At 67.8% G+C, this 13,214-nt stretch carries 11 protein-coding genes; 3 read left to right on the plus strand and 8 right to left on the minus strand.

The genetic code is table 11. The features are described from left to right. The first annotated feature begins 545 nt into the window (after positions 1-545). Entirely contained in the window at positions 546-1,799 is a 1,254-nt protein-coding gene (locus ACZYVJ_RS14135; RefSeq protein WP_463831572.1) for a MinD/ParA family ATP-binding protein, read from the plus strand. A 3-nt stretch (positions 1,800-1,802) separates the two neighbouring features. Here the strand turns inward: ACZYVJ_RS14135 and sigI are convergent, their stop codons facing one another. Further along, complete coding sequence (gene sigI / locus ACZYVJ_RS14140; RefSeq protein WP_463831573.1) at positions 1,803-2,660, minus strand: RNA polymerase sigma factor SigI; 858 nt, start codon at positions 2,658-2,660, stop codon at positions 1,803-1,805. Positions 2,661-2,771: 111 nt separating this feature from the next. On the opposite strand from sigI, the gene ACZYVJ_RS14145 reads away from it, so the two are divergent. Together ACZYVJ_RS14145 and ACZYVJ_RS14150 are read left to right on the plus strand one after the other, a co-directional pair. After that, positions 2,772-3,623 carry an NAD(P)H-binding protein gene (locus ACZYVJ_RS14145; RefSeq protein ID WP_463831574.1) on the plus strand — a complete coding sequence of 284 codons (852 nt, stop codon included), beginning with the start codon at positions 2,772-2,774 and terminating at the stop codon, positions 3,621-3,623. A gap of 1 nt (position 3,624) precedes the next feature. Then, positions 3,625-4,065, plus strand: coding sequence for a nitroreductase family deazaflavin-dependent oxidoreductase (locus tag ACZYVJ_RS14150; RefSeq protein ID WP_463831575.1), 441 nt, complete (start codon positions 3,625-3,627; stop codon positions 4,063-4,065). Positions 4,066-4,068: 3 nt separating this feature from the next. Here ACZYVJ_RS14150 and eccA2 read toward each other — a convergent pair whose 3' ends face one another. The 7 genes from eccA2 to ACZYVJ_RS14185 all read right to left on the minus strand — a co-directional run bounded on the left by eccA2 (position 4,069) and on the right by ACZYVJ_RS14185 (position 13,210). Further along, positions 4,069-5,910, minus strand: coding sequence for a type VII secretion system ESX-2 AAA family ATPase EccA2 (gene eccA2 / locus ACZYVJ_RS14155; protein WP_463832991.1), 1,842 nt, complete (start codon positions 5,908-5,910; stop codon positions 4,069-4,071). Positions 5,911-6,040: 130 nt separating this feature from the next. Beyond that, positions 6,041-7,651, minus strand: coding sequence for a type VII secretion protein EccE (gene eccE, locus ACZYVJ_RS14160; protein WP_463831576.1), 1,611 nt, complete (start codon positions 7,649-7,651; stop codon positions 6,041-6,043). Further along, positions 7,648-9,312: a type VII secretion-associated serine protease mycosin gene (gene mycP / locus ACZYVJ_RS14165; RefSeq protein ID WP_463831578.1), complete on the minus strand. Its 1,665-nt coding sequence runs from the start codon at positions 9,310-9,312 to the stop codon at positions 7,648-7,650. Before mycP ends, eccE begins: the two co-directional genes overlap by 4 nt. Continuing rightward, positions 9,297-10,826, minus strand: coding sequence for a type VII secretion integral membrane protein EccD (gene eccD, locus ACZYVJ_RS14170; RefSeq protein WP_463831579.1), 1,530 nt, complete (start codon positions 10,824-10,826; stop codon positions 9,297-9,299). The genes mycP and eccD overlap by 16 nt, the downstream gene beginning before the upstream one ends. Then, on the minus strand, positions 10,823-11,848 hold the full coding sequence (locus tag ACZYVJ_RS14175; protein WP_463831580.1) for a MinD/ParA family ATP-binding protein: 1,026 nt from the start codon (positions 11,846-11,848) through the stop codon (positions 10,823-10,825). The genes eccD and ACZYVJ_RS14175 overlap by 4 nt, the downstream gene beginning before the upstream one ends. A gap of 128 nt (positions 11,849-11,976) precedes the next feature. Beyond that, a complete protein-coding gene (locus tag ACZYVJ_RS14180; RefSeq protein WP_463831581.1) occupies positions 11,977-12,807 on the minus strand; it encodes an ESX secretion-associated protein EspG in 831 nt (276 codons plus the stop codon). A gap of 115 nt (positions 12,808-12,922) precedes the next feature. Next, entirely contained in the window at positions 12,923-13,210 is a 288-nt protein-coding gene (locus ACZYVJ_RS14185) for a WXG100 family type VII secretion target (RefSeq protein ID WP_007771836.1), read from the minus strand. Positions 13,211-13,214: the final 4 nt, after the last annotated feature.

Consider the following 13,214-nt stretch of genomic DNA (forward strand, 5'->3'; position numbering starts at 1 on the left):
TGTCTCGATGGGCTGTGCCCCAGGCGGAGGTGATCCTGTTAGGGACGTCCGTGCAGCTCTGAACGGTGGCCTGGAACCGGTCTCGACAAGTCGTAAAACGATATGACAATACCCGCCTGACATGCCAACTTCGCCAAGTCTAACTGCCAGCTGGCAGCGTCGTAAATTTCGCTGCTGCCGTTGATCCGCAATTCTGCCAGCCCCCCGTCCGGGGCCGCGAATTCTTTCCATAGCTGCGCGTATTCCAGGGATTCCAATTCCCGTCCCGCCCTGCGCAGAGAGTTTGCTGACGTGCGGTTCGAGTGGGTTGCCGAGGTTGCTGGACGCGGATACGAGCGTGCTCAGCGCTCAGCCAGGGGCATCGCCGCTGCGTGTTGCCGCGCGGTGCCGAGTTTGCAGGGTCGCGCCGGGGGCGCGGCAGGAGATACTGGACGGGAATTGGTCACACCCGGCGTCGCAGGTTGGACCGTGGCGGTTATCACGTAATACGTTCGTCGCGGCCGGCCCATCGGCGCGACGAACGCAGCCCGGCACGCGAGGAGCCCATGAACGAGCGCGACGAATTCCTGCGGGACCGTCTGCAGCCCGGGCGGCCCAGCACCCCGGGACCACGCCCGTCCGGCCCCACCCCGCAACAGTCCCGGCCCGCCCCCCCGGAGCCCCAGCCCGCCACGTCCCCGGCGGCGCAGCGACCCGCTCCCCCGCGTCCGCCGTCGGCTGCTCCTGCGCACCCACCAGCCCGGCCGGCTGCGCCGGCGCAGGGCTGGACGCCGCCCACCCAGACGGTTCCGGCCGCCCCGCCTTTGTTTCGGCCGCCGCCCCAGCAGCCCGGCCAAGCCGCTCCTCCTGCGACGCCGCAGGCGCCCCACACCGGTCTCCCCAAGGGGGACGAGTTACCGGACCGCGGTTGGCGACGGGTCGTGCGGCTGGCCACCTTCGGCCTGATCAACCCGGGCCCGTCGCCCACCCAGCAGCAGGAGGCCCAGTTCGAGGCGGCCATCCGGACCCGCCTGTACGGCAACCGCAAGGTCGGCGTGCTGGGCAAGGGCGGCGTGGGAAAGACGTCGGTGGCGGCGAGCGTGGGCTCGCTGTTCGCCGGACTCCGCAAGCAGGACCACGTCGTGGCGATCGACGCCGACACCGCCTTCGGCCGGCTCAGCAGTCGCATCGATCCGGCCTCGACGGGCTCGTTCTGGGAGCTCACCGCCGACAAGAACCTGCGATCGTTCGACGACGTGGTGGCGCGGCTGGGCCGTAATGCCGCGGGCCTGCACGTGCTCGCCGGCGAACCCGCATCGGGCCCGCGCCGGGTGCTCGATCCGGCGATTTACCGGGAGGCCGCGCTGCGGCTGGACCGCCATTTCACGATCTCGGTCGTCGACTGCGGCTCGACGATGGACTCGCCGCTCACCCAGGAAGTCCTGCGCGACCTCGACGCGCTGATCGTGGTGTCCTCGCCCTGGGCCGACGGCGCGTCCGCCGCCGCGCGGACCATGGAGTGGCTGGCCGACCAGGGCTTGGACACGCTGCTGCGGCACAGCATCGTGGTGCTCAACGATTCCGACGGGCACGCCGACAAGCGCACCCGGGCACTGCTGGCTCGCGAGTTCACCGATCACGGCCGGCCGGTCATCGAAGTGCCCTACGACCCCCACCTGCGGCCCGGCGGCGTCATCGACGTGAGCCACGAGATGGCCCCGGCCACGCGCCGCAAATTCCTCGAAGTCACCGCGACCATCGCCGGCTACTTCGCGGCGCGTCCCGACGGCGCGAAAGAACAGCGCCCGACGGACAAGTGAGGGCTAGGCGCGCGCCGAGGGGTCGGCGATCGCCTCGATCTTCATCACCCGGGAGTCGCGGATCGTCAGCACGATGACGGCGAACAGGCGGCGCTCGCTGAAGGCCAGCAGTACCGGTCCCCCGACCGGACCGCTGACCAGGGTCACGTCCGGCCACAGGTAGCGCAACAGGTTGGTGGCCACCGCATCCGGCCCGTGGTTGATCTGGGGTGGCGGGGCCGGATCCGCCAGGATCGTGCCCACGCCCCACACCGTCGGATCCAGGACGGCGGCCAGTGCCTGAAGGTCACCGTTGGCGCACGCGGCGATGAACTTTTCGGTCACCAACTGGTGCTCGGTGGGGGCGACGTCGGCCAGCTTCGGTTGCGCGGCTTCGAATTTGGACCGTGCGCGGCGCGCCAGCTGACGGCAGGTGCCGACCGGGCGGCCCACCGTCTGCGAAATCGACTCGAAGGGGACGCCGAATACGTCGTGCAGCACGAAGGCGACGCGTTCACCGGGACTGAGCCTGCGCAAGACTTCCAGCAGCGCGGTGCGGATCTCGTCATCGAGGGTGACCCGGTCGGCCGGGTCGGCGCGGCGCGGCGCGGGTTGGTCCTCGATGTCGCCCGCGCGCTCGTACCGGGCGCGCGCCGAGCGCACCTGGTCGAGGCAGAGGCGGCTCGCCACCACCGTCAGCCAGCCGCGGGTGTCCTCGATCTCGCCGACGTCGGCGCGCGAGAGTCGCAGAAAGGCTTCCTGCGCAATGTCTTCCGCCTCGCCGACGTCACCCAGCATCTGGTAGGCGAGGTTGACCAGGTACGGACGGTGCCGACGCCAGGCCTCGCTGACCTGATCGCTGGCTGACGACGGCTGGTTCATAACTCTTCGACGATCTGCTGGGGCAAAAAGTTACACATTCTGCGATGTAACTTTCCCACCTTTTGCCCCGTCGTTTCAGCAGTGCAAGAAGTTCACGGAAGGAACCCCCTTATGACCATCGTCGTCACGGGCGCGACCGGCAACGTCGGGCGTCCACTCGTCACCGAGCTGCTCGCCGCGGGTGCCCGCGTTCGGGCCGTCACCCGGCAATCGGCGCCGGCCGGCTTTCCCCCGCAGGTCGAGGTGTTCGGTTCGGCCACCGACGCGCTGCCCGGCGCCTCCGCGGTGTTCCTGAACTCGCGCGCGCTGGGCGGCCACTTGGAAGACGTGGTGGCGCAATGCGCGCGGGACGGCGTCACCAAGCTGGTCGCGCTGTCGGCGATCAATGCCGACGACGACGTCACCCGGCAACCGTCCCGGTTTCGCGGGGACCGCAACAGGGAGGTCGAACGCCTCGCGGTCGACTCCGGTCTGGCCTGGGTGAGCCTGCGGCCCACGGTGTTCGCCACGAACTTCGCCGGCATGTGGTCCGCGCAGATCCGCGCCGGCGATGTGGTCGCCGGGCCATACGCCGCCGCATCGACGGCGCCCATCGTCGAAGCAGACATCTCGGCCGTTGCGGCCCACGCGCTGCTCACCGATGAACTTGTCGGACAGCGGATCCCGCTGACCGGTCCCCGGTCGTTCACCAACTCGGAACTGGTCGAGGTCATCGGCGGTGTCCTGGGCCGACCGCTCCAGTATCGCGAGATCCCCGCCGATGCCGTGCGACAACGGTTTGTCGACATCGGGTTCGGGCCCGGCTTCGCCGACGCCTACATCCGCATGCTCGCCGAGACGCTCGACGGCCCCGCCCTGGTGACCGATGACGTGGAGAAGATCCTCGGCCGTCCGCCAGTTCCGTTCGCGCACTGGGTTTCCGAACACCGGCGCATGTTCGACAACGAGAAAGTAGGAATCTGAGATGACCGATCCGCGCCCCCCGCGCTACCTCAAGCCGATGAACAAGTTCATGATGGCTGTCCAACGACTCGGCATTCCGACCGGGCCCGCCATGGTGCTCACCGTGCCCGGCCGCAAGTCGGGTCAACCACGCAGCACCCCGATGACCCCCTTTGATTTCCGGGGCGGCCTTTATGTGGTGGCCGGCTATCCCGGTGCCGACTGGGCGGCCAACGCCCGGGCCGCGGGCACCGGCACTCTCAGCCGGGGCCGACGATCACGGCGCGTCCGGATCGTCGAACTATCAGCCACAGACGCCCGGCCGGTACTGCGGGCGTTCCCCACCGAAGTTCCGGTCGGGGTGGCGTTCGCGAAGCGCTCGGGGATGGTGCGCGATGGAACGGCTGACGAATTCGAGGCACTGGCGGGGCGGCTCGCCGTCTTCCGCTTCGATCCGGCGTAACCGTTACCAGACGATGGCCGCCATGTCGCGGTTGTCTGAACACACGCTGCGCACCGCGGCCTGAAGGTCGGCCGCGGTGATGATCTGCAGGTCCTCAACGGTCACCGGTTGGCCCGCGCGCTTTTGTGCGACCACCCGCGTGTCACGGAAGCCCTCGGCACGCTCGACGACGTTGCGCGCGAACCTACCGTTCTGCATCGCGTCGATGCCGTGGCGCCCGCCGGGAGTGGTGTAGTTGCGGATGGTCGTCGCCGCGTCCAGGAACGTTTCGCGGGCGCCATCGTCAAGCAGGCTGGCGCGCGGCGTGGCGTAGCGGTGCGCGATCTCGACGATCTCTGCCGGCGAATAGGACTCGAACCGCAGCTTGCGGTTGAACCGGCCGGCCAAACCCGGGTTCACCGTGAGGAACGCATCCACCTGGTCTTCGTAGCCCGCCCCGATGAAACAGAAATCGAATCGGTGGGCTTCCAACGCAACCAGGAGCTGATTGACGGCCTCCATGCCGATCATGTCGGGCGTGCCATCCTGGTGGCGCTCGATCAGCGAATAGAACTCGTCCATGAAAATGATTCGCCCGAGCGACTTTTCGATCAGCTCGTTGGTCTTGGGCCCGGACTCGCCGATGAAATGGCCGCAGAAATCCGAACGGCGCACCTCCCGAATCTCGGGGTGCCGCACGATTCCCATGCCGGCATAGATCTTGCCCAGGGCCTCGGCGGTGGTCGTCTTACCGGTACCGGGCGGGCCGACCAGAAGCATGTGGTTGGTCTGGCCCTCCACGGGCAGGCCATGCTCGAGCCGCATCGTTCGCACTTCGAGCTGATCTTCCAGCGCCGCGACCGCTTCCTTGACGGCGGCCAGTCCCACCTGTTTGGCCAACAGCTTTCGCCCCTCGGCCAACAGCTCGGCGCGCCGACCGGCGGCGGCGTCGTCATCGAGTTCGTCGCGGCTCTTGGCCGACGCTGCGTCCCACCGGTCGGTACGGCTCTCGATGGTTTCCTCGTCGGTAACGACCAGGTGCAGGTTCGGGTCGGCCAAGGCCTCCTTGGCCGCCTCGGTCAGAACCCCGTTGATGGTGGCCTTGGAAAGCCAGACCTGGGCCTTGTCCTCCTCACGCAGCTGCCGGTGCACCATCCCCCGCACATAGGCCAGATCGGCGACCAGGAGCGGTATGTCGGCGGGACCGATCGATGCCGTCAGCACGTCGGCGTCGAACCGCGAAGACGACTGGGTGTGCCCGACCACGTCGACGCGGTCCAGCCAGTCCAGGGCGACCCGGCCCTGGCCGAGGTGGGCCGCGGCGTGAGCGGCCAGCGCGCAAATCGACGCTGTCACAGCCGACATGACGATGGCGTGCGCGGGCAACTCCTCGGCCGCGGCCAATAGCACGTCACCCCAGCGTTGCGTGCGGTACATCAAAAACGTCCGGGCCAACTGGTGCCACTGGTAGTTGGTCCATGAGTCCAACAGGTCACGGTTGGCCAGCAGCTTGTCGGCCTCGGCGTATTCGCCGGCGATCGTCAACGCGGAGGCCAACGCCAGCCCGACCTGTGAGGCGTCGGTGACGGTGATGCCGATGTAGGGACCCAGCTGGATCTCGGCGGCCAGTGTCTGCCCGATGCGCGTGGTCTCGCGGTGCAGCCATTCGCTGGTGGCGTAAAGCTGTCGCAACGAGGCCAGGTCATTGTCACCGCACGCGATGCGCCCCAGCCACGCGTCGGCCATCGACTTGTCGGCGTCGGTGGCGGCAACGAACTCGGGCAACGCCGCCGCCCGGCCCTGACTGCTCTTGATCGCCATGGCACGGTCGAAATGCCTTCGGGCGGTTTGTAAATCACCCATCATGTCCCCCATCCCGAGCACCGTGGACGCGGTCGCCGGAGTTGCGGGCGGCCGCCTCCGGCCGAGTCGAGCAGTCGCCGCAACCGCTACGTGCGCTCATCACACTGTGCCTCAAACTCGCTCTACCGACCTGCTAGGTGCCCACCGACATGCTTACCGGCTCAAGACTGACGTAGCGGTTCTCGGCACGGAACATGTCCATCTCGACAAGCCAATTCTCTCCTGCTGCACTGACATTCACCACTGACGGGCCGATCTGCTCGATGATCACCTCGAAGCCGTGCCGTTGTCCCTCGGAGAGCCGGGCCCCCGCGGGTGCGACGGTGATCACCGTGGCCGGGCGCGGAGTGGGCGAGATCGCGGCCTCGACACCTCCGCTTTCGGCGGCCCCGAAGCTGTTGCCCCGTCGCGCAACGTACTCGACCACGCTCACGGTGGTCCGTGGTGCGGGACGCGAGCTGCTCAGGACGCTGATCTCCGGCATCCGGACGCTGACCCAGCGTGACATGTCACGGGTGTGCACGCAGACCCGTTCGCCGGCACCTGCGGTGCGGATCACGATCCGCTTGGCTATCGGGTCGTCCGCCGCGACGAACACGCGCGACAACTCACCGGCATCGGTGACCGGCATCAGCAGCCGGTCGCCGTTGCTGAGTTTGCCGATCAACACACCCGAAGGCCCGATCTCGGTGATCAGTTCTGGCGGCAGCGGGCTGCGCCGAATGCCCCGCAGGTGCGGAAGCGGACCGCACATGTTCGCGGCCGCCGCGGCCGCCTGCTCGCCGTTGAGCCGGCGCAGGATCACGCTGGGCGGGGTCGGCGCGGGCGTCGGGGTGCGCACGGTGATGGTCGCGGTACATTCGGCGTTCGGGTAGACCGTCACGTTCTGAATGACCTCGTCGGCGCGCAACGTCCACGCCTGCGAGAGGTTGCGCGACGTGATCGCCTCGGCCGGGTACGCGTAGGTGGTCATCCAACCCGCTTCTCCGCGGATGGCTTTCCATCTCTGCGCGCTTCCCGACACCGCGTCCCACCCGAGCCGGCGGTCGACCTCGACAAGGTCGGTGGCGGTGGCCACCTTTGCCCGCAGTCCTTGGCAGCGCAACAATCCCGCGATGCGTTGTGCGACCGAAATAGCTGCCGCGCCAACGGTCGTGCGCCAGAACAGGGCTTGGGCGTTGTCGATCACCGCCAACCGCATGATCAGCCACGTCTCACGCCTGCCCGCATAGGGCGGCGTTCCAATCTCCGAGTCGTACACCCGGGGAAAGTCCCCGATGGTGCCGTGCCGTGACCCGATGGTGACCACGCTGATCGAATCGAGCTGCAGGCCCAGGGCCTGGTGCAGCATCGGCACCAATTCGACGATGTCGAGCACGTTTTCGGTCTCGACGGTCACCGAACCGGTCACCATGGTCGCGCGGTGTCCCCGGCCGAGCAACTGCACCGCGACCACGGCGACGCCGTCTTGCACGCGGACACCGCCCCCGGATCGGTTGTTGGCCACGGTGATCGGGGCGGTCCAGTCGATCGGGCGCCGGCCGCGCCGCCACAAAACGGCCCACGACCACGCCGGCTGGCCCCACCAGCGCACGAAGACCAGCGCGATCCCCACCACCACGGCGACGGCCGCGCCGATGTACCCGCCCACGAGCCAGCTGACCAGTGCGAGGAGGCACACGACCCAGACGCCGACCACCCGACGGTTGCTGCCGCGGGTGAACCCGGTGAGGTCGGGCCTCATCGAGCCCTCCGCAATCGGGCCGCGATCGCGGACACGAGCACACCGGCGGCCACGATCCCCAGGAATCCGATGGCGATGTTGCGTGCCCGGTGGTCGGGCGGCGGGGGCGGCGGGGCCGGGGTGATGACCCGGCTCTGCGCGCCGGGGGGCATCCGGTCGCCCGGTGGGATGTTGAACGTCAGCGCTGCGACCGGGTCGACCAACCCGTACCCGACCTTGTTGTCAACGCCCGCAGGCGGATTGTGCGCTGACTGCACGATCCGGTTGATCACCTGATGCGCGCTGAGATCCGGGAATTTCGCCCGCACCAACGCCGCGACGCCGCTGACGTAGGCCGCCGAAAAACTGGTTCCCCAGAACGGCATGTTCTTCTCGCCCGGCCGCGACGGCGGGTAGGCGTTGACCGGGCCGCCGCCCTGGGGCGACAGGCCCATGATGTGGGTGCCCGGCGCGGCCACACCAACCCACGGTCCCGACATGCTCTTGTCGAGCGGGGCGCCGCTGGCGTCGACGGCACCCACCGACAGGACGTAATCGGAAAACCACGAGGGCGCCGAGACGATCTTGACCTGATGCCAGTCCCGAGGATCCGACGGGTCCAACGGGTCATAGGTCGGGTTGTTGTTACACCCGGCCTCGCCATCGTTACCCGCGGCCGCGACGACCACCGCGTCCTTCGCGGTGGACGCGTACCACAGCGCCGCCCCCAGCGCTCGCTGATCGGCCGGCGACGCGGCGGGCAGGCACGAGGTGACCGAAATGTTGATCACCTTCGCCCCCATGTTCGCGGCGTGAACCACCGCGCGCGCAACCGAATTCAGCGTCCCTGCCTTCACCTTCTCATCGGAGTAGGGATCTCCCGGCGGCGGGTTGACCGGCTCGAAGGCTCGTGACGACTGCCGGATAGAGATGATGGTCGCGTGCGGGGCGACCCCCACCACCCCATCGGGCACTCCGGGGGGAAGCGGCGGCACGGCGGGTTCGTCCTCGGTCTGCGGATCCGCCGGCCCGTTCGACGCGGCCGTGGCGCCCCCACCTTCCGGCGGCGGCGGGGGCGGGGGCGGCGGTGGCGGCGGCAGGACCTGGGTGATGGTCACCGGCGGCGGCGGAGGCGGGGGAGCCACCGGCGGTGGAACTTCGACCGGCGGGGGCGCAGCCCCGGCGACCGGCGGCGGACCGGCCGGCGGAGGGAACGCCGGAGTAGCGGGCATCGGCCGCGGCATCGGCAAAATCCCTTGCGGCGCAGCGCCGATGATCGAGCTGACGATCGTGCCGTGGGCGTCGCAATCCGACAGGCCGTCCTCGCCCATGATGTAATCCCCACCGGGCACCACGGGTAGCCGCGGGTTCGGCGAGACCCCGGTGTCGATGACCGCCACGGGCACGCCGTTGCCGGTGCTGTATTGCCACGCCTTGGTGATGTTCAGCAGGTTGAAACCCGGCGCCATCTGCGCGACATCGGGGTTTCTCACGGTGATCGGGGTCGAGCAGCTGTTGGCGCGGCGCATCGGCTGGTCGGGTCGTGGCGGCCCGTCCGGCGGCACCATTCCCGGATCCACGGTGGGTGGTGTGATGGCAAGTGCGGCAGGGATGTTGGCTGATAGCGCGACCAGGGCGACGGCGGCGGTCACCGCCGCGGCCCTTCTCAGTGGCGAATCCACGTGAAGAGCCCTCCCAAGGCCGCCGCCGCCGGCAACAAGACGATGAACGCGAGCACTTCCACCCATTCCACGGTCAACCGGATGAATGGCCGAAACCTCATGGCCGGCACCAAAAGTGCTGCGGCCAAACCCAACGCGGCGAAGGTCGTCACCGCCACCACGGGCCACATCAGCCCGGTGATGGCGTCTTTCGGCGCGGCGACGGCGTATTTGACCACCCCCGCGCATACCGCGCCGGATGCCCCGCACACGAGCGCGATGGCCTGATATTTGGCCGCGAACCCGCGGCCCTGGGTGAGGAAGATGCCCACCACGAGCCCGGCGACCACCAGCGCCAGCCACGCCCACTGGCGTCCCGGCGTCAACACTCCCCACACCGCGGCGGGCAGCACGATCGACACCCCGACGCACAGGCCTACCTGAACCGCGTTGACCAAGCGGGCCGAGGCGGCGATCGCGGCGCCGCGGGCGGTGATGTCGGTCAATTCGTTGTCTTCGTCCTCGGATTCGTCCTCGCTGACCGGAGACACCGTGTCGACGGGCATTCCCTCACGCCGCGCGAACAGATCACGGCCGGTGATCGATCCGAAATGCGGCGGTCTGACCCGCGCCACCCATAACGCGATCAGGGGGGCCATCCGGACCAGGACGAGCAATCCGACCAACACGCAGACCGCCAGCACCTGGGCCGAAGCCGGCCGAAACATGCGGATTGCGGCGACGGCGGCCAGGATCCCGGAGACGGTCACCACCGCGGTGACCACGGCTGTCTGCCAACGGTTTCGCGCGGTCACCCCGATGGCGATGGCGCCCAGGATCACCACGACGGCGCCGATGAGCCCATGCGCCGCACCCAGTACACCGGGGGGCGCGCAGGCACCGGCGGCAGCGAGCGACAACACCGCCAGCCAGGCGAACCCGCTGAACAGGTCGCGCCGCTCGCGCCATCCGCTCCGCACCACCAGCGTCGCGACCAGCAGCAGGGCGCCGACGGCGCCCGACACCGCCGCCGGAATGGGGCCGTCGGTGAAGGTCCGTGCCCGCAGGGTCAGGGCCACCACGACCCCGACGGCCATCGCGATCACCGCGAGCGCGGTGTGCGCGGCCGTCAATGGTGTCACCGGCGCAAACATCCGATCGCCACCGTCGCGGCCCAGCCACTTGCCCATGGCCGCCAACCCCGTTGACAGCGACTCGTATTGCGGTTCGAACGACTCACCGTCGACCCGGGGCACCAGCACCAGGGTGTCGCCGTCCTGGACGCCCAGCTCGTCGAGGCTTTTGTTGATATCGAGCCGAACGCCGTTGATCTTGTGGAGTTCGTAGCTGCCGGCGGGCAGTGCGATGCCGTCAAAGCCTTTGCGCTTCAGGTCGGCATCGAACAACTCGACCATTCCCTCGAAGAATCCCTCCATCGGAATTCCGGCGGGGAATACCTGCGAACACAGGTGCTTCTCGTAAGAAATGTTGACCGCACAACGTGCCGGGAAGGCGACCTTATGCGGCGTTGTCACGGCACCGACCGCTCGGCGTCAGGAATGTATTTGTCCGCCAACCCGGCGGTGATTTCGAAGAGGCGCAATCGCGACTTCTTATTCAGCTCGTGAACCGTGTCGATGATGCCACCTTTGGCGAGGTGCGGATCAAACGGCAGCACTTCGACGGTCGCCCCGACCTTGGTGAACCGCTCGGTCAGGTAAGCCAACGCATCCTTGTCGGTGATCTGGTCGGTGTGATTGACAATAACGGTGCTGCGCGAGACCAATTCGTGGTAACCCTGCGACCGCAGGTAATCCACCGCCCGCAGCACCGGCCGCGACCGGTCCGCGGTGATGCCGGAGACGAACACCAGGGTGTCGGTGTTCTCCAACACCGGCTTCATCACTTCGTGTTCGAGGTCCGGAGAGGTGTCGACGATCATCACCGTGTGGGTGCGCCGCAGCCGCGACAGCACCCCGGAAAACATCGCGGGCACCAACGGTCTGGGCTGGTCGGAGGTCCGGTTTCCGGCCAAGACATCAAGACCAATGACGTTCTGGCCCAGATGTTCTCGAATATCCGCGTAGCCCTGCACATCGGTGTCGTTGATGATGGCGGTGTAGTCCCCGGGCGGGGATTCGTCGATGCGGTCGGCCAGAGTCCCGAAGCCTGGGACGGCATCGATCGCAATAACGTTCTGCGGACGGCATTCGCGGAACACACCCCCGAGGCAGGCGACGAGGGTCGTGACGCCAACGCCGCCCTTGCCGGAGACGACTGTGATGACGTATTGCCGCCGAATATGCCGGCGGATGCGATTCTGCAAATCCCGGTAGTGGCGCTCACGGGGCGACTCACCGAGATTTATTTTGTGAAACGAGATGGAGTAAATGAATTTCCGCCAGCCGGACCCCGGTGGAATTTTTCGCGGCGCGGCCAGATCGGTAATACGCATCGTATCGGATACCGAATCCGGGAAGTTGCTGCCCACCGACGGATCCCCCCGTCTGAGCGCTCCTTCGTCCGACATATTCGGGTCATTCCAAGGGCTCGTCACGACGAGATGCTAACACGGTTGGCGATACCGCGTTTACCCGTTCAGAAACCTTTCAAGTACGACAGGCGTTGCTATTCCAAGACTTTGGTTATCTAAGTTAGTTTCATCGGTACGCTTCGCGCACAACCTCACACCACTCGCCGATACGAGTGCCACTCGTCGCCGGCGGGCAGCCGGCGGATGAGCCGTTGAATCGCTCCGCCGATGTCCGTGCGCGAGCCGGGCGAGAGGATCTGGTACTGACGCTGCCCGGAGGTGACGCTCTCGATGCAGATCCGGCCGCCGGGGGTGTCGACGATCGACACCGTCGAATCGCCGACGGCGACCCGCGCCAATTCGTCCGGTCCGACACCGGCCTGCAGCCCGACGATGTTCGCGTGCGCAGACCGTGCGGGATCGGCGGCCGTCAGGACCATCTGCAACTGGTCGGCGTCGAGGCGCTGTTCGAGCAGGAACGAGCGCAGGCTTGCGGTGTCGCGCACCGAGTTCAGCAATTGCTCGGTATCCAGCGTCACCGGCTTCAGCGGCGCCGCCTCGGCCACGCCGCACAGCCGCTCGATCTGACCGACCAGGAGGTCGCTCGCCGACGCCTCGTTGCCGGCCGTGCCGGCGGGATACAACCGCACCATGTCGCCGTGGCGTTCCAACACCACCCACCACGTCGCGAAACGGCAAATCGAGGCACGGGACGGCTCGCGACCGGGAACCCCCATCATCACCAGGAGCCCCAGGTCTCGCCGCAACAGGACCGTCAGCCACTCGCGGATCATCGGGTCGACGTTGCCGGCCTCATCGAGCGCACCGGCGGCCACCAACTCGGCGGCGGCCGGATGGCTCCTCGCGCGCTCCGGGGTGTCCAGTCGCGGCAGCATCGGCCGCAGTCCCAGCTCAGGGCAGGTTTGCTCCACCCCGGTGACCGCCTGCAACACCCATAAGCCATCGACCGTCGTTGTCAGCATGTCGCCTCGACCTCACTCAGTGGGCCCCCGAACGGTGAATGAGAGACCAAAGGTGGGGCACATACGCTCGGCGCATCTGCCCCACCCTCGCTTGCCTTGGTGTGCTTGAGCGGACTCAGAACAGACCGGCGATGTGCTGGTCCGTGCTCAGCGCATTGTCCAGCACGTGGGAGGTGGTCACCCCGTGCTGGCGGATGGTGTCGATGAGACCCTGCAGCCCGGACAGCATCTGCGCCTGCGCCTCGAAGAAGCCCGATGCGCCGTGGCCGGCGAAGAATTCCTGCAGGGCGTGCGTGCGGTTGGAGGTGTCGTCGAAAATCGACTGCAACTGGCCGGCGCGGGAGGCGACGTCGGTGGCGAAGTCGGCTACAGCCCCCGGGTTATAAGTGATCGGGTCGGACATTATG

Source organism: Mycobacterium sp. IDUB_3 (assembly GCF_055419585.1).